This window comes from Rhodococcus sp. 21391 (assembly GCF_016772255.1).
Taxonomy (GTDB): domain Bacteria; phylum Actinomycetota; class Actinomycetes; order Mycobacteriales; family Mycobacteriaceae; genus Rhodococcus_F; species Rhodococcus_F opacus.
Genome location: NZ_CP063781.1, coordinates 6,965,505 through 6,982,432, shown reverse-complemented (window position 1 = coordinate 6,982,432; position 16,928 = coordinate 6,965,505). Strand labels below are relative to the sequence as shown.

The 16,928-nt window shown below is 67.6% G+C and carries 15 protein-coding genes; 7 read left to right on the top strand and 8 right to left on the bottom strand.

Translation table 11 applies throughout. From position 1 onward, the window contains the following. The first annotated feature begins 69 nt into the window (after positions 1–69). Positions 70–357 (top strand): CD225/dispanin family protein, encoded by a 288-nt coding sequence (locus GO592_RS32335; protein ID WP_144288872.1) that lies wholly within the window; start codon positions 70–72, stop codon positions 355–357. On the opposite strand, the gene GO592_RS32330 is transcribed toward GO592_RS32335, so the two are convergent. The 3 genes from GO592_RS32330 to GO592_RS32320 form a co-directional block, all read right to left on the bottom strand. Next, on the bottom strand, positions 354–1,973 hold the full coding sequence (locus GO592_RS32330) for a glycosyltransferase family 87 protein (RefSeq protein WP_172652068.1): 1,620 nt from the start codon (positions 1,971–1,973) through the stop codon (positions 354–356). The genes GO592_RS32335 and GO592_RS32330 overlap by 4 nt on opposite strands. A 22-nt stretch (positions 1,974–1,995) precedes the next feature. Next, positions 1,996–4,266 carry a transglycosylase domain-containing protein gene (locus tag GO592_RS32325; RefSeq protein WP_202715040.1) on the bottom strand — a complete coding sequence of 757 codons (2,271 nt, stop codon included), beginning with the start codon at positions 4,264–4,266 and terminating at the stop codon, positions 1,996–1,998. 399 nt (positions 4,267–4,665) lie between these two features. After that, positions 4,666–5,097 carry a DUF5318 domain-containing protein gene (locus GO592_RS32320; RefSeq protein WP_172652070.1) on the bottom strand — a complete coding sequence of 144 codons (432 nt, stop codon included), beginning with the start codon at positions 5,095–5,097 and terminating at the stop codon, positions 4,666–4,668. Between the two features lie 88 nt (positions 5,098–5,185). Between GO592_RS32320 and GO592_RS32315 the strand changes: the two genes are divergently transcribed. From GO592_RS32315 to GO592_RS32290, 6 genes are all read left to right on the top strand, one after another. Then, a complete protein-coding gene (locus GO592_RS32315) occupies positions 5,186–6,040 on the top strand; it encodes a DUF1707 SHOCT-like domain-containing protein (protein WP_202715039.1) in 855 nt (284 codons plus the stop codon). Positions 6,041–6,055: 15 nt separating this feature from the next. Further along, the gene (locus GO592_RS32310; protein WP_202715038.1) at positions 6,056–6,880 is read left to right on the top strand and encodes a DUF1707 SHOCT-like domain-containing protein; all 825 of its coding nucleotides are present in this window, start codon (positions 6,056–6,058) and stop codon (positions 6,878–6,880) included. 7 nt (positions 6,881–6,887) lie between these two features. Then, positions 6,888–7,679 carry a DUF1707 SHOCT-like domain-containing protein gene (locus tag GO592_RS32305; protein WP_202715037.1) on the top strand — a complete coding sequence of 264 codons (792 nt, stop codon included), beginning with the start codon at positions 6,888–6,890 and terminating at the stop codon, positions 7,677–7,679. Between the two features lie 247 nt (positions 7,680–7,926). Then, on the top strand, positions 7,927–8,484 hold the full coding sequence (locus tag GO592_RS32300) for a PadR family transcriptional regulator (RefSeq protein WP_005264441.1): 558 nt from the start codon (positions 7,927–7,929) through the stop codon (positions 8,482–8,484). Beyond that, positions 8,477–9,559 (top strand): inositol-3-phosphate synthase, encoded by a 1,083-nt coding sequence (locus GO592_RS32295; RefSeq protein WP_005264442.1) that lies wholly within the window; start codon positions 8,477–8,479, stop codon positions 9,557–9,559. The genes GO592_RS32300 and GO592_RS32295 overlap by 8 nt, the downstream gene beginning before the upstream one ends. 160 nt (positions 9,560–9,719) lie before the next feature. Next, positions 9,720–10,970: a T3SS (YopN, CesT) and YbjN peptide-binding chaperone 1 gene (locus tag GO592_RS32290; RefSeq protein WP_172652074.1), complete on the top strand. Its 1,251-nt coding sequence runs from the start codon at positions 9,720–9,722 to the stop codon at positions 10,968–10,970. Here the strand turns inward: GO592_RS32290 and GO592_RS32285 are convergent. The 5 genes from GO592_RS32285 to GO592_RS32265 form a co-directional block, all read right to left on the bottom strand. Next, complete coding sequence (locus GO592_RS32285) at positions 10,967–13,186, bottom strand: transglycosylase domain-containing protein (RefSeq protein WP_172652075.1); 2,220 nt, start codon at positions 13,184–13,186, stop codon at positions 10,967–10,969. The genes GO592_RS32290 and GO592_RS32285 overlap by 4 nt on opposite strands. 132 nt (positions 13,187–13,318) lie before the next feature. After that, positions 13,319–13,510, bottom strand: a complete 192-nt coding sequence (locus GO592_RS32280; RefSeq protein WP_202715036.1) for a hypothetical protein — start codon at positions 13,508–13,510, stop codon at positions 13,319–13,321. 118 nt (positions 13,511–13,628) lie between these two features. Further along, complete coding sequence (locus tag GO592_RS32275) at positions 13,629–14,522, bottom strand: carbohydrate ABC transporter permease (protein ID WP_005249640.1); 894 nt, start codon at positions 14,520–14,522, stop codon at positions 13,629–13,631. Further along, positions 14,519–15,568, bottom strand: coding sequence for a carbohydrate ABC transporter permease (locus GO592_RS32270; protein WP_172652077.1), 1,050 nt, complete (start codon positions 15,566–15,568; stop codon positions 14,519–14,521). Before GO592_RS32270 ends, GO592_RS32275 begins: the two co-directional genes overlap by 4 nt. A gap of 15 nt (positions 15,569–15,583) precedes the next feature. Next, on the bottom strand, positions 15,584–16,858 hold the full coding sequence (locus GO592_RS32265; protein WP_005264448.1) for an ABC transporter substrate-binding protein: 1,275 nt from the start codon (positions 16,856–16,858) through the stop codon (positions 15,584–15,586). Positions 16,859–16,928: the final 70 nt, after the last annotated feature.

Sequence of the window (16,928 nt, the reverse complement as noted above, 5' to 3'; positions counted from 1 at the left end):
GGGAATCTCGACGGCCTATACTCCACCTCGTCGCCCACTGTCGTGGGCTCCACCACGGGGAGGCAACGCATGACGTCGCAGCAGCAGGACACCTCGGCGGACCTCGGCGGGCCGCTGGCACCGCCGCCCGCCAGCAGTCTGCCGCTCGCCATTCTTGCGATCATCGCGTTCGTGCCGTTCGGCGTCGTCGCACTGCTGCGCTCGCTCACGGTCCACCGACTGTGGGAGCGGGGCGAGTACGACCTTTCGGTGCGCGCCGCCGCCGACGCCCGTCAGTGGTCGATCCGCGCGATCGCCCTCGGTCTGTCGATCGCGGTGTTCGCGGTCGGGGCGGCTCTGGTGCTGTCGAAGCCCTAACCGGTCGCCGGCGAAACGCTGTGAGCGGGAGCCGCTTCTACCGGCTGCCGCGGCCGTAGCCAGGCGGGCAGCCACCGTGGCTGTGCATCGGTCGCCTGGTCGAGCACGCCGCCCGCCGGATCGTCGATGAGGCCGTACCGCACGAGGTCCTCGTCGGGCCGGTAGATCTGGCGGATGATGAGCGCGCAGATGACCACGACCGCGACGTCGCGGACCACCACCGCGGCGGTGAACCACTGCTCGGGGAGTCCCTTGTTGGACACGCCGAGGTAGTAGAGCATCCGTGGCACCCACACCAGCGCGTCGATCGTCATCCAGGCCAGCAGGATCCGCCGGTGCGGGAACGCGAGCACGGCCAGCGGCACCAGCCACAGCGAATATTGCGGGCTCCACACCTTGTTGGTGAGGAGGAAACCCGCGACCAGCAGGAAACACAGTTGGGTCAGTCGCGGCCGTCTCGGTGCCGTCAGCGCGATATACCCGATCCCGACGCACACGATGGCGAACAGCAGGAACGACACGGCGTTGAGCACGGTGGGCGCCTGACCGGCCGACAGGATGCCGTCGAATCCGGTCCAGCCGGTGAACGACGAGATCACGTTGTAGACGGAGTCCGGGTCGGCGCCGCGTTCGGAGTTGAGCCGGAAGAATTCGGCCCAGCCGTGTGGGAACAGCAGGGCGATGGGCAGATTGACCGCCAGCCACGCGCCGATACCGGTCAGTGCCGTCACCGACCACTCGCGGACCTTGCCCGTGCGCAGGCACAGCACCAGCAGAGGTCCGAGGAGCAGCAGCGGATACAGCTTGGCGGCACCACCGAGCCCGAGCAGGATCCCGGCGAGCAGCGGACGTTTCCGCGACCACGCCAGCAGCCCACCCGCCGCGAAAGCCGTTGCGAGGGGATCAAAATTCGTGAACGCGTGCACGATCACCAGCGGGGAACCGGCGATCAGCGCGGCGTCCCAGATGCGGCGTCCGGCCAGCAGCGCACTCGCCCAGACGGTGACCAGCCACGCCAGCGCCAGACCGAGCGCGACGACGTTGAAATAGATCGCGACCTGCAGCGCACCGGGCAGCCAGTGCACCGCATCCCACGACTTCGCGATCGTCATCGCACCGTACTGGTAGAGCCCGGAGATCACCGGGTACTCCATGTAGCGGCGCTGAATCTGGCCGTTGCCGGCGTCTTCCTCCCACCACTTCTTGTAGGGGAAGGCGCCCTCGTTCAACCGTTCCGCCCCGTACAGGGGCACCGTGTCCGAATAGCACATGGCGACGTACTGCCGGCTGCCACTCCAGTCGAGCCCGAGCGCGCCGTTCTCGTCGACCGGCGCCTGCTGGATGCACGGCGCCTTCGCGAACCAGCCGAGCGCGAGAAACACGATCGCCAGCAACAGAATGGCGCGCATCGGCGTGAAGAACCGGCTGCGCCCGACGACCGCATGCCGTCCGACCGGACCGCCGATCACCCCGGAGAGGTCGGCGGTCAGCGGGTCGGTGCGCCCGGGAAGGTCCCGCCAATCCGCGGAACGCCGATCCTCAGCCAGCGGCGCGGGCGAGACGAATCCCGTCTCGTCCGCGTCGCGGACGGCGTGCGCGTCAGGGTTGTCGGCCACTCCGCGAGGTTACCGGTCGCCGTTAACGGGCCGGAACCTGCTGCTGGCCGTTGCCGGCGTTCGGCGGCGTCGTCGTCTCCGGTTCCGCCGGAACGGCCGGGGCCGCCGTGGTCGGCCTCGGGGCCAGACCCGGAATCGGAATGGTGATCCCGGGCAGGATCTCCACCGGCGACGGTGTCACGACCACCGGCGGCACGAGCTCCGTCGGCAACTGGAACGTGCTCGCCGGCGGCGCCGACGTCTTGGTCGGTGCCGGCGCCGAATAGGCCGGGATACCCGACTGGCCACCGATCGCACCCGGCTTCGGGAACTTCTCGACGTCGGTGCCCTCGAGGGCGCCGTCCATCGTGTCCTTCCAGATGTCGGAAGGCAGACCGGAACCGTAGATCATGGCGCCGCTGCTGTTCTCCAGCGCCTGACCGTCGGTGGTACCCACCCAGACCGCCGTGGACAGAGACGGGGTGTACCCGACCATCCAGGCGTCCTTGTTCTTTCCGGTGTCACCGAGCTGCGCAGTACCCGTCTTAGCCGCCGACGGGCGTCCGCCCGCCAGGTTGTGGCCGCGCGAGTACCCGGCGATGGGCTCCATCGCCGACGTCACGTTGTCGGCGACGTCCTTGTCGATGCGGTCCTCACCGGTGTCGCCGCCGCGGTCGAGCAGGACCGTTCCGTCCGCGCTCACGACCTTCTGCACGAAGTGCGGGGCGTGGTACGTACCCGAGGCGGCCAGCGTGGCATACGACGACGCCATGTCGAGAACCCGCGACTGGTACTGGCCGAGCACGATGCCGTTGTTCGGACCACTGCCGTCCGGCTCGGTCAGCGACGGCCCGACGCCGGGGATCTCCTTCGGGATGCCAGCCTTGTGGGCCATGTCGGCGATCGCCTGCGGTCCACCGTCGAGCTCGAGTTCCTGACGGTAGAAGCTGGTGTTCAGCGACCGCTTCAGCGCCTCGGCGATGGTGCAGGTGCCGCAGCCCTCGCCCTCGACGTTGCTGATGGTGATGCCGTTGACCGTCAGCTCCGAGCTGTCGTACATCTGCGACAGCGGGATGCCCTGATCCAGGGCCGCGGCCAGACCGAACACCTTGAACGACGAACCGGTCTGCAGTCCCGCGTTCGCGAAGTCGTAACCACCGCCGTCCTCGCCGCCGTAGTACGCGCGCACCGCGCCGGTCTTCGGGTCGACCGACACGACACCGGTACGCAGATTCTCCGGCTCACCCTCCATGTTGGAGCGCGCCGAATCCACCGCCGCCGCCTGGGCGACCGGGTCGATCGTCGTGGTGATCTCGAGGCCCTCGGTGTTGAGCAGCTGTTCGCTGATCCCCGCCTCACCCAGCTCACGCAGAACCTGGTTCTTGATCAGGCCCTCCGGTCCGGAATCCTGGTTGCCGTTGTCGACCTGCGCGATCGGCACGTACGGCGGGTACTGCATCACGGACCGGGCGGACTGCTCGAGCGTTCCCGCCGACACCATGCCGTCGAGCACGTAATTCCAGCGCGCCTGCGCACCCTCCGGGTTGGTCTCCGGATCGAGCAGCGACGGCAGCTGGATCGACGACGCCAGCACCGCGCTCTCCTCGACCGTCAACTGGTCGACGGGCTTGTTGAAATACGCCTTCGACGCGGCCGCGATGCCGTACGCACCACGCCCGAAGTAGATGGTGTTCAGGTACGCGGCGAGGATGTCGTCCTTGGACCACTCGCGGGCCATCTTCGACGAGATGACGAGTTCCTTCATCTTTCGCGTCAGCGAACGCTCGGAACCGACCATCGTCTTCTTCACGTACTGCTGCGTGATGGTCGAGCCACCGCCGGCACTGTCCTTACCCAGGACGTTGTCGCGGGCGGCACGCGCGAAACCACCGATCGAGAAGCCGGGATTCGAGTAGAAGTCCCGGTCCTCGGCAGCGAGCACGGCGTCACGGGTGTGCTTCGGGATCTGGTCCAGCGTCACCTCGGTGCGGTTGCCCTCCGGCGGCACGACCTTGCTGAGCACCGACGTTCCATCGGACGCGTAGATCGTGGCCACCTGGTTGGTCTTGAGATCGCCGGGCCGCGGGACGTCCTGGACGACGTACGCCGCCATGAACAGCAGGATCGGGATGATCAGACCCATCGCGACGCACGCGTACGCCGTCCGGCGAACGATCTTCCACCGCGACTTCTTCACAGCCGTCTTCTTTCCACCCTTCGGCGGTTCACCACCGCGGCCGCCGCCGGTCTTGCGACCGTTCGACGGCGGAGGTCCCGGCGGGCGCCCACCGGGGCCCGACTGGTTACGCGCCACCGGGGGAGCGCCTGCGGGACGTCCGGGCGGCGGGCCCGGACGACGCGGCGGGGGACCCGGCGGACGGCCACCACCCTGTGGCGGCGGACCGGGACGACGAGGCGGCGGGCCGGGGGGACGGCCACCACCCTGCGGGGGCGGAGGCGGCATCCGTCGCGGCGGCGAGCCGCCCGATCGGCCCGGCGGGGGCCCACCCGCAGGCTGTCCGCCGCGGGGTGGTGGACCTCCGGGGCGTCCCTGTGGCGGGGGGCCACTCGGTCGTCTCGGTCCGTTCGGTCGATCACCCGGGGCGTTGCTGCGGGGGGAACTCACGTACAAATCTCCAGTGGTTGTGGACCGGCTTCAGTCCTGCGTTACGTCTGTGGGCACTCTTCTGCCCGCGTCCGTGTTCGGGCGTGTCTACTCGCTCGCGGTTCGACGGCTCGGAGGCCGCGGCCGTGGCGACGAACGCCTGGGCCGTTTCGGTTCGGGCACGGTACCGAGAACATAGGACTGGACCAAATGGTTCCAGCTGCATGTCCGGCACACCTCGACCACGTGAACCGAGAACTCCTCCTGAGTGGACGCGAGACGCACCAGCTCCTCGGTCGTACGAGCCGAACCCGACACCGGGCCCAACTTGTCACCGAAGACCCAGGAGACCAGAGTCAACTGCTCCTTACGGCAGATCGGGCACACCACATCACTGCCCTTGCCGTGGAACTTTGCGGCACGAAGCAGGTAGGGGCTGGCGTCACAGACCTCCGTGACACCCGTCCTGCCCGAGTAGACCTCGGCCAGGAGTGACCGGCGCTGAAGCGCATAGTCCACCACCTGCCGCTGTATCCGCACGGAGACCAGAGTACGTGCGTCGCGTCCGGAGAGAAGGGGTCGGTCGAGTGACGCTGGTCAAACACGGTTGCCGCACTACGATGCCGGTGTGGCCTCAGGACCGTCCTCGCAGACTCGCGCACGTGACCTCGATCGGGTCCACGCATGCAGCCAGCTCGACGCCGCCTACGCCGATGGACAGCTCGGCGCCGGCGAGTACCACGACCGCACCGTCCAGGCCATGTCGGCGAAGACTCTCGCCGAGCTGAACCTGCTGATCAGCGACCTGCAGCTGCCGTCGTCGATCACCGCCCAGGCACCTGTCCGGACATCGGGTGCACCCCGCCGGGCGCTGCGGATCGCGGTCGCGTGCGGGGCGGTGATCGCGGTCGGCGCGATCGGTCTCGCACTCACCGAACAGGACGGCCCGGATCCCGTCACCGCACCCGTCCCGGCGCAGGTCGAGAAACCGCTGGCCCAGCCGGAGGTCGAGGTGCCCGCGGTGGAACCGATCATCGTGGGCCAGGCGCAGCCCCTCACCCAGGACGGGATCCACGCCCTCTTCGAGCAGTACCGGCAGAGGTTCGGCGATCTCACCGTCCACGAACTGGGGTTGTACGACGAATACGCGATCTTGTCGCGGACGGCCCCGGACGCGCCCGACAAGGTCGACCGGTACGACTTCCGCGGCGGGTTCAAGCCGTCGGGCATCCGCACGCAGCGCCTCCCCGGAACCGGTGAGGTCGACCTCGCGCTGGTAAATGTGCCGGCACTCGTCGCGCTGATCGCCGACGCACCCCGGCTGGTCGGAGTCCCCGACGGCACCATCGGGCACGTTCTCCTCGCCGACGGCGGCAAGGGGCCGACGATCAATGTGTACGTCTACGACAGGGACCAGACCGGCGGAGGCTATCTGCGGGCGACGCTCGGCGGAGACGTATGGCAGGTGAACCCCGCGAACTAGCTCTAAGATCCACCCGTGGCCAGCCGATACCCACCGAACACGCGGGCACGCGACGTCGATCGAGCCAACACGTCCGCACTGCTCGACGCCGCATTCGGCGACGGCCAGATCAACGAGTCGGAACACCGTGCGATGTCCGACCTCGCCGCGGAAGCTCGCACCCTCGCCGACCTCGAGGTCCTGGTCAGCGACCTGCAGCGACCCTCAGACGCACCACCGGACGCACGTCCCCCACGCGACACCGCCAAGCACTGGTTCCCGGCCGCCGTCACCGTCGCCGCAATCGTGGCGGCAGTCGGCGCCTTCACTCTCGTCGACAGCGACGACGCACAGGCCACCGTGACACCCGTCGCGCAGCAGGTCGATTTCGATTCCGTCGAACCGCTGGTCGTCGCGACGCCGAATCCCGTCACACCCGAGGGCATGAAGGTGTTCCTCGACCGGTACCGCGCCAAGTTCGGCGATCTGATCGTCGACGACCTCACGCTCTACGAGGGCGGCCACGCCAGCCTCGAACGCGCGCTTCCCCTCGAACCGAACCGGATGGTGAGCTACGACTACCGCGGCGGGTTCACGCCGTCGCGAACCCTGACCACCCGGAAGGTCGACACCCCCGTGTTCGACCTGTCGACGCTGAACCTCGACCGGATCGGCGGAACGGTCGTAGGCGCCCCGGTGAGCCTGGGCGTCCCCGACGGAGAAGTCAGCCACATCTCGTTCGAAGCCGACGAGGACGGCCCCACCGTGTCGATCTACGTGACCAACGAGTTCAGCGAGAGCGGACACATGGAACTCGACCCGTCCGGTGCACCACTGAGCGTCTACCCCTTCGGCCGATAGGACGTAGATGCCCAGGACCACACTCGCGGGAATCCGCGCCCGCGACTCCGACCGCGCCGACGCCTGCGGGATGCTCGACGCCGCACTCGCCGACGGGCAACTGTCCGCGGAGGAACACGCCTCCCGCACTTCCACGGCGATGCGGGCGAAAACGTTCGACGAACTCGACCGCTTCATCGGGGACCTCCAGATCCCCAGCCGGCTCGCGGCCAGCCCCGTCGTGTCGCCGCGACGCCGCCGATCGTCGCGACGGTGGGTGTACGCCGCGGTCCTCGTCGTCGCAGCAGCTGCCGCGGGCGGCATCGCCGGAGCCGTCGCGAACAGCGACCTCGGCCCGTCGAAATCGGTGCCGAACCTCACCACCGGCGCCGGGCTGCACTTCTTCCTCGACGAGTACCGCGCCGAGTACGGCGACACCGTCGCCGACGAACTCGGCCTCTACCCGGCTCACGCCGTCTTCGACCGGCCGTCCTCCGGCAACGCCCGGCAATCCGACTCCTACCTCTACGACGGCGAATTCGACGACTGGGGCAGCTCGTCCACCCGATCCGACGACGAGAAGTCCTTCGACCTCGGCACCGTCGACCAGGTCGCGATCGCCCGCCTGCTCGCCGGGGCACCCGAAACCCTGCGCGTCCCCGACGGCGCGGTGGAGATCGTCTCCTTCCGGTACGAACCCGGGTCCGACGACGGACCGCCGACCATCTCCATCCACGTGAAGAACGCTGCCGGCCACACCGGACATATGGTCGTCGGATTCGACGGCGAACCGTTCGACATCTACCCCTACGAGGACTGAGCGTCCAGGGTCGTTGCCCACCAGCCGCCGTCGGGTGCCGTCGGCCGCGGTTGGTCGCCCGACGTGACATTCGTTCAGTCAGACCGCACCGGTGTGACATTCGGCGACGCAGCCGGACACCCGGACCTGGGTTGACAACCTGTGACGGCTTGTCCCGTGTATCGAGCGCGCGTATCCTCCTATATATCGGTGCGATATAGTTTTGAATCGCATCACGCGGTTAGGTCGGGCGACTCAGGGGGTGGACGTGCTCGAATTGGCAATTCTCGGGCTGCTCCACGAGTCACCCATGCACGGATACGAGCTGCGCAAACGGTTGACGGGACTGCTGGGTGCATTTCGCGCCTTTTCGTACGGTTCCCTCTACCCGACGCTTCGACGCATGCAGGCAGACGGTTTGATCGCCGAGGACGCAGGCCCTCCGGGGACCGTCAAGCGTCGCGCCCGCCGCGTCTACCAGCTCACGCCGATCGGCAAGGAGCGGTTCAAGGAACTGGTCGCCGACACGGGTCCGCAGAACTACACCGATGACGGATTCGGCGTTCATCTCGCCTTCTTCAGCCGCACTCCCGCAGAGGCGCGGATGCGGATTCTCGAAGGCAGACGACGCCAGGTCGAGGAGCGCCGTGAGGCGCTTCGCGACGCGATCGGAAAAGCGAGCGGCACGCTGGATCGCTACACCAAGCAGCTCCACCAGCTCGGTCTCGAATCCAGTGAGCGTGAAGTGCGCTGGCTCAACGAGCTGATCGCCGCCGAGCAATCGACAGCAACACCTAAGAAAAAAGGAGAACCCGACCATGGGTGAGAACAGCACCGCGGTGCGCGTGGCCATTGTGGGCGTGGGGAACTGTGCCTCGTCCTTGGTTCAGGGCGTGCAGTACTACAAGGACGCCGACGAGACGGCGACCGTTCCCGGCCTCATGCACGTCAAGTTCGGCAAGTACCACGTGCGCGACGTCCAGTTCGTCGCCGCGTTCGACGTCGACGCCAAGAAGGTCGGATTCGACCTGTCCGAGGCCATCTTCGCCAGCGAGAACAACACCATCAAGATCGCCGACGTCCCGCCGGCCGACGTTCCGGTGCTGCGCGGCCCCACCCTCGACGGCATCGGCAAGTACTACGCCGAGACCATCGAGATCTCCGAGGCCGAGCCCGTCGACGTCGTCAAGGCCCTGAAGGACGCCAAGGTCGACGTGCTGGTCTCGTACCTGCCCGTGGGTTCCGAGGACGCCGACAAGTTCTACGCCCAGTGCGCCATCGACGCGGGTGTCGCGTTCGTCAACGCCCTGCCCGTGTTCATCGCCTCCGACCCCGAGTGGGCCGCGAAGTTCAAGGACGCCGGCGTCCCGATCGTCGGTGACGACATCAAGTCGCAGGTCGGCGCCACCATCACCCACCGCGTGATGGCGAAGCTCTTCGAGGACCGCGGCGTGCAGCTCGACCGCACCATGCAGCTGAACGTCGGCGGCAACATGGACTTCAAGAACATGCTCGAGCGTGATCGCCTGGAGTCGAAGAAGATCTCCAAGACGCAGGCCGTGACGTCGAACCTGACCCGCGACCTCGGTCCGGGCAACGTGCACATCGGCCCGTCGGATCACGTCGGCTGGCTCGACGACCGCAAGTGGGCGTACGTCCGCCTCGAGGGTCGCGCCTTCGGTGACGTTCCGCTGAACCTGGAGTACAAGCTCGAGGTCTGGGACTCCCCGAACTCGGCCGGCATCATCATCGACGCCGTCCGCGCAGCCAAGATCGCCAAGGACCGCGGCATCGGCGGACCCGTCTACCCGGCGTCCGCGTACCTGATGAAGTCCCCGCCGGTCCAGATGGCGGACGACAAGGCTCGTACCGAGCTCGAGGCGTTCATCATCGACGCGTAGTTCACCACGCAGCAGCATCTGAGCCCATAGGTCGCTCAGCTCCCGGCGAATGCACCTTTCGTCGTCTTCACGGCGACGAAAGGTGCATTCGCCTTTGTGTTCGATTTCTTGTCAGACCCTCCCTCTACGGTGATACCCAGGATTCATCGAGGGAGGCGTGATGTCCGACAACACTTTCGATCGAGAGATCGACGACGCCTGGACCGAACTCCAGGACCGTCTGACCGGGTACGTGCACGTGATGGAGGACGACGACGAGCTGGTGCTGCAGTCGCAGTACGACAGCGTCGACGACGGTCTCGTCGAGACCGCCGCGTGTGTGCGGTTCTTCGCGTGGGCCGGCGACAAGGTGCGGTGCGAGGTGCCGTCCAACCGCTTCCTGCACCCGGCGCGGGCACTCACCGAGGAGGAACACGATCGGCTGATCGAGCTCGGCTGGAATCGCCCCGACCTGTGCGAGCACGTCGACGAGGGCAACGGTTCCGCGTCGTACTACCTCGACGCCGGCCGGGAGGACGCCCACCTGCTGGCGTCGATGACGGTCACCGTGTTCCGGGAGATCTGGGACCTTCTGCATCCCTCGTTCCTGAAGGCGATCACCGGTGGCCGGGGCGAGACCCCGGAGTTCGGTACGGCCGATGTCCCGGCCCAGCTGCGCGACGGCGCCGGGCTGCGCGACCGTGTCGATGCCGCGGTCGAATCCATGCTCGAGCAGGCACCGGGCAAGGACGCGGACGGCGACATCCTCGTCTGGGTCGGCGACCTCCCCACGTATGTGCGGGTGATCGAGGAGGACGCCCGCGTCGAGGTGTTCGCCCGCGTGGTCCACACGATCAGCGATCGCACGCGCACCGCGGAGGCGCTCGCCGACCTCAACCGCCAGTGGCCCGACATCAAGTTCCTGCTCATCGTCGACAACGTGGTCGCCGTCATGCGCGTCGACGGATCACCGTTCGTCGCGGATCACCTGGTGTCGGTGTTCCGGATGTTCGAGCATTTCGTGGACACCGTCGACGACGCGTTCGCCGAAAAGCTCGGCGGCAAACTCAATTCCACACCCGGCGCCACGTCCTCGTACGCCGAGCACGAATGCGAGGACGAGTTCCCCGCCGCCCTCGTGACCCTGATCCACCTCGACTCCGAGAGCGGGCTCGACCCGGACGACGTCGCGGAGATCTGCGGACGCGACCGCGACACCATCCTCGAGTTCCTCCGGCTCTGCACCGAGCAGGAGATCGAGTGGCGCCACAACGCGGAACTCGCCCGCGAGGAAGAGCCCGAAGAGGCCGACATGTGCGAGGACGAGGCAAGCGCCTGGGCCAAGACGACGGAAAGCCTCCGCGCCGCGCTGCGGGTTGTGGTGCTGCCGAACAGGACTCCGCCGCGCGGCGGGTTTCAGAACCTCGGCTAACCCGGCAGCGGGATGATGACGCCCGGCAGGATTTCGATCTGGGTCGGCGCCGGGACGGGTGCGGGCACCGGCGGGACGGGCGGGACCGGGACGGCCGGAGGCGGAACCTCGACGGGTGCCGGAGTGGGGGCACCGGGCGGCGGGACAACCCCGCTGGTGCCGGTTCCCGTTCCGTCGCCGCTGGTTTGACCGGTCCACGTGGGCACACCGGCTTGGCCGCCGATCGGGTCGGGCCACGGGAAGTCTTCCCAATCGGTGTCTTCGAGGGCGCCGTCCATCGTGTCTTTCCAGATGTCGGACGGCAGACCCGAACCGTAGATCAGGCCGCCCCAGCTGTTGTTGATGGCGGTGGCGTCGGCCTTGCCGATCCACACCGCCGTCGCCAGCGACGGCGTGTAGCCGACCATCCAGGCGTCCTTGTTCTCGCCGGTGTCGCCGAGCTGCGCCGTGCCGGTCTTCGCCGCGGACGGGCGTCCCCCCGCCAGCGCGTGGCCCCGCGAGTACGAGGCGATGGGCATCAGTGCCTGACTGATGTTGTCGGCCACCGCGGCATCGAGCCGGCGCTCACCCGGACTGGGCGCACGGTCCAGGAGCACGACGCCGTCGGCGGTCACCACCCGCTGCACGAAATACGGCTGGTGGTAGATGCCCGACGCCGCGAGCGTCGCGTACGCGGACGCCATGTCGATCGGCCGCGACAGGTACTGGCCGAGGACGATGCCGCCCTCGGGTTCGCCGCCGTTCTCGCTGAGCGTCTTACCCTGCACCCCGGGAATGAACTCCGGGATCCCCGCCTTGTGGGCGGCGTCGGCGATGGCCTGCGGACCGTTGTCCAGCGACATCATCAACCGGTAGAAGCTCGTGTTCAGCGACCGCTTCGTCGCCTCGGCGATGGTGCACGTGCCGCAGGACTCGCCCTCCACGTTGCCGATCTGGACGCTGCCGACTGTCAGCGGTGCACTGCTGAACCGAGCGGAGAGGGGGATACCCTGCTCCAGCGCCGCGGCCAGGCCGAACACCTTGAACGACGACCCGGTCTGCAGCGGCGCCTGGGCGTAGTCGAAGCCGGCGCCGTCCTCGCCGCCGTAGTAGGCGCGCACACCGCCGGTGCGGGGATCGATCGACACGACCGCGGTCCGCAGCCCCGGGTCCTCCCCTTCGAGGTTGTCGTGGACGGCGTCGATCGCGGATTGCTGCGCCCTCGGGTCGATCGTGGTGGTGATCTGCAGTCCCTCGGTGTTGAGGGTCTGCTCGGAGATTCCCGCATCCGACAACTCGTGCAGCACCTGGTTGCGGATCAGGCCGTCGGGGCCGGGCGCGGAGTTGGCGTCGGTGGGCCGGTTGGACGGGGCGGTGACCGGGAATTCGGCCGCACTGCGGTCCTGCTGACTGAGCACACTCATCGCGACCATGCCGTCGAGCACGTAGTTCCAGCGCGCCTGCAGCTGGTCGAGGTTGGCCTCGGGGTCGAGGTAGGACGGGCTCTGGATCACGGAGGCGAGCACCGCGCCCTCGGCCACCGACAGGTCGCCGACCGGCTTGTCGAAGTAGGCGCGCGACGCCGCCTCGATGCCGTACGCGCCGCGCCCGAAGTAGATGGTGTTCAGGTAGGCGGCGAGAATTTCGTCCTTGGACCACTCGCGGGCCATCTTGGTGGAGATCACGAGTTCCCGCATCTTGCGGTACACGTTGCGGTCCGCGCCGACCAGCACGTTCTTGACGTACTGCTGCGTGATCGTCGACCCGCCGCCTGCGCTTTCCTTGCCGAGGACGTTGTCGCGGGCGGCACGCATGAACCCGGTGACGGAGAAGCCGGGGTTGGAGTAGAAGTTGCGGTCCTCCGCCGACAGGACGGCGTCGCGGACGTGCTGGGGAATGGCGTCGAGCGCGATCTCGGTACGGTTGCCCTCCGGCGGGATCACCTTGGTCAGCTCGGTGGTGCCGTCGGCGGCGAAGACGGTGGCGACCTGATTGGTCTTCATGTCCGACGGGCGCGGGACCTCGGCGCGGACGTAACTGACCAGGAACCCGACGAGCGGGACGACCAGCAGCAACGCGATCACAACCAGGCTGACCCGGCGGACCGTGCGCCACCGGTTGCGTTTCTTCTTCCCGTCCGGTGGTGGAGTGGTCGTGTCAGCCGAACCGTCGTCCACGGGCGGTGTGCCCCCCGGATCGGAGGCATGGTTGCCCGTCGCGTCGTTGCCAGAACTCACTTCCACACTCCCGGTCAGTTATCCGGTCACGGAGGATCATCGCACCCACCCGTACGTATGTTATGTGAATGGCCTCGAGTGTGACGCGCGCCGCGCTAACGCTCAGCAAATATCCATACCGACCGTACTGTTTCAGCGCACCCGATTCCGGGCGACGACCGCCAGCCCCGACAGCACCAGGCATCCGAGCAACACCAGCGCAGGGATGACGCCGGGGTCGCCGCGGACGACCTCGACGACCGCGGCGATGAACGCCATCACCGTGAAGAACCCGAGGACGCCGATCAGAACCTCGAGCCGCTGCCGCTTCGCCACCGGATGCATGACCGAACCCTATTCCCCTCGCTCCGCTCGACCGGTACCTTTCCCCTCGCTCCGCTCGACCGGCACCTTTCCCCTCGCTCCGCTCGACCGGCACCTTTCCCCTCGCTCCGCTCGACCGTTAACTCTTCACGCCGCCGGCCGTCAGGCCCGACACGATGCGACGCTGGAACAGCAGCACCATGATCACCAGCGGAATGGTGACGATCGTGCCCGCCGCCATGATCGCCGCGTACGGCACCACGTGCGGGTCGTTGCCGGAGAACCGGGCGATCGCGACCGTGACCGGTTCGGTGGCGTCGCTGGAGAGCTGGCTGGCGAGCAGGTACTCGTTGACGGTCGCGATGAACGCGAGGATGGCGGTGGTGAACAGCGCGGGCGCCGCCAGCGGCAACATCACCAGCCGGAACGCCTGACCGCGGCTGGCGCCGTCGATCCGCGCCGCCTCCTCGAGCTCCCAGGGAAGTTCCTTGAAGAACGACGTCAGCGTGTAGATGGTGAGCGGCAGGACGAACGAGATGTTCGGGATGATCATCGCCTGGTAGGTACCGATCCAGCCGATGTTCGTGAACAGCTGGAACAGCGGGGTGACGAGGGCGACGACGGGGAACATCGACGCGCCGAGCACGATGCCGACCACCACGTACTTGAACCGGAACTCGATGCGAGCCAGCGCGTAGGCGGTGAAGATGCCGACGGCGAGGGCGACGACGGTGGTGATTCCGCCGATGATCATGCTGTTGACGACGGCCCGGGTGAAGTTGTTGCCGCTGCTCGTCGACAGGGCATTCTGGAAGTTCTCGAGCGTGACGTGCGTGGGCCAGGGTGTGGTGTCGAACGTGTAGTCGGGGTCGCGGAACGCCGTCACCATCATCCAATAGAACGGCGCGAGCCCCCAGACGAGGATGATCGCGACACCGATGTAGATGCGAGAGTTCTTGAAAGCGAACCGCTTCGGACGGTTGCGGCGGACGGGCCTGCTCGGGAGTTCGAGCTCCGGGGCGCGATGGGTCACGGCTTCGGCCCCTTTCGCTGGGCTTCCTGAGTCTCGACGGCGTTGGCGCCGAGGAATTTCACGAGGACGAACGCCACCGCGAAGATCAGGAGGAACGTGATGGTGGAGAGCGCGGACGCGCTGTTGAACCCTTGCCGCACCTGGTCCACGACGAGGATCGACACCGTCGTGGTGGCCGGGTTGCCGCCGGTCAGGATGGCGGGCAGGTCGTACATGCGCAGGGCGTCCATCGTGCGGAACAGGATCGCGACCATCAGCGCCGGCTTCACCAGCGGGAGCGTGATCTGCCGGAACCGCTGCCACGCCGAGGCGCCGTCGACCCGCGCCGCCTCGTACACGTCCTGCGGGATCATCTGCAGTCCGGCGAGGATCAGCAGGGCCATGAACGGGGTGGTCTTCCAGACGTCCGAGATGATCACCGCGAATCGGGCGGGCCACGCGTCCGACGTCCACAGGATCTCGGTGCCGAGGAGGCGGTTGGCGATGCCGTCGTAGGCGAAGATGAAGTACCAGAGCTTGGCGGTGACCGCGGTCGGGATGGCCCACGGGATCAGGACCGCCGCACGCAGCAGGGCGCGGCCCTTGAACGTCTTGCCCATGATGATCGCCATCCACAGGCCGATCGCGACCTCGAGGCCCACCGTGACGACGGTGAAGAACGCGGTGTTCCCGACGGCCGACCAGAACTGGGAGCCGAGCGTGCCGGGCGGGCACGCCACGGCCACCCCGCTCGGGGAGGTGCACTGCTGCAGAATCCAGTGCGTGTAGTTGGTGAATCCGGCCCAGCCGCCCTCGACGAACATGCCGGTCGACGGATCGAGTCCCGCGTCCTTCTGGAACGACATCACCACTGCCCGGATCACCGGGTAGCCGATGACGACGGCCAGCACGACCAGCGTCGGCACGACGAACAGCCACGCGCGGCGACTGCTCAGCCCAAAGCGTCGCCTGTTCTCGCTCTTCTCACGCGAACCGCGGCCGGGGTCGTTATCCCCGGCCGCGGGACGGGCCGGCGCTCCACTGGTGGTCCCAGTCGGAACGGCCATGTTCACTCCTGTGCTCTACGAGCCTGCGGACTGGATGCCGGACTGCATGTCCGTGATCGCCTGATCCACCGACTTCTCACCCTTGATGGCAGCGTAGGCGTTGTCCTGCACGGCCTTCGACACAGCGGGGTAGAACGGCGTGACCGGACGGGGGACGGCGTTCTCGATCGACACCTTCAGCGTCGGCATGAACGGGTAGGCCGCGATGATCTCCGGGTCGTCGTACAGTGCGGCGCGGACCGGCGGCAGCGAGCCCATGGCGATGATCCGCTGCGCCTGCTCACCCTGCAGGAAGGTGAGGAAGTCGCGGGCCGTGGCCTTGTTCTCGGAGTACGCGCTGATGGCGGCGTTGTAGCCACCGAGGGTCGAGGCGCCGATGCCGTCCTTGCCGGGCAGCGGGGCGACCGCGAACTTGCCCTTGACCGCGGACGAGTCCTTGTCGGCGGTGCCGTACACATAGGGCCAGTTGCGCAGGAACAGCGCCTTGCCGTCCTCGAACGCCTTCTGGCTCTCGGGCTCCTTGAACGTGGTGTCCTGGGCCGGGATGTCACCGTTCTTGAAGTTGTCGACCAGCACCTGCAGGCCGGCGCGGGCCTCGGGGCTGTCGACGGTCGGCGTCTTGCCGTCCTCGCCGACGAACGAGCCGCCGTACGCGTTGATGACCTCGGCGGTGTTCACCGTCAGGCCCTCGTACGGTGCGAACTGACCGGCGTAGCAGTCGATGTTGTTGGTCTTCGCGACCTCACACGCGGCAGCCAGCTCGGCCCACGTCTTCGGTGCGGCGGGCAGCAGGTCGCTGCGGTAGTACAGCAGGCCGCCGTTGGTGTTCTTCGGCGCCGCGTACTGGGTGCCGTTGTAGGTGGCGCTGTCGACCGTGGCGGGGAGGATTCCGGTGTTGTCCACCGCGAACTCGCCGGTCAGCGGCTGCAGCCAGCCCTTGGCCGCGAACTCCGCGGTCCAGGGGACGTCAAGTGCGACGACGTCGTAGTCGGACTGCTTGGCCTGCAGGTGCTGGACCAGGTCGTCGTGCGCCTGATCGGCGTCGTTCGACTGCTCCTTGAACGTCACCTGCTCGTCCGGGTGCTCGGCGTTCCACGCGTCGATGATCTGGCGGACGACACCGGTCTCGGTGGTGTCCTTGCCCTCGACGTACGTGATGGGTCCGCGACCGTCGAGGTTCTCCGACGTGGAGTCGCTGCCGCTGTCGCTCGAGCAAGCGGTGAGCGTGACCAGCGAGGCAGCGGTGGCAAACACCGCGGCGCGCCGGACCGCTCTCGAAATCTGAACCATGGAGTCTCCCCGTAGGTAGATGTGGATGAACCCGTTACCGGCACGACAGAACTCGCGGCACCGGCGCGGT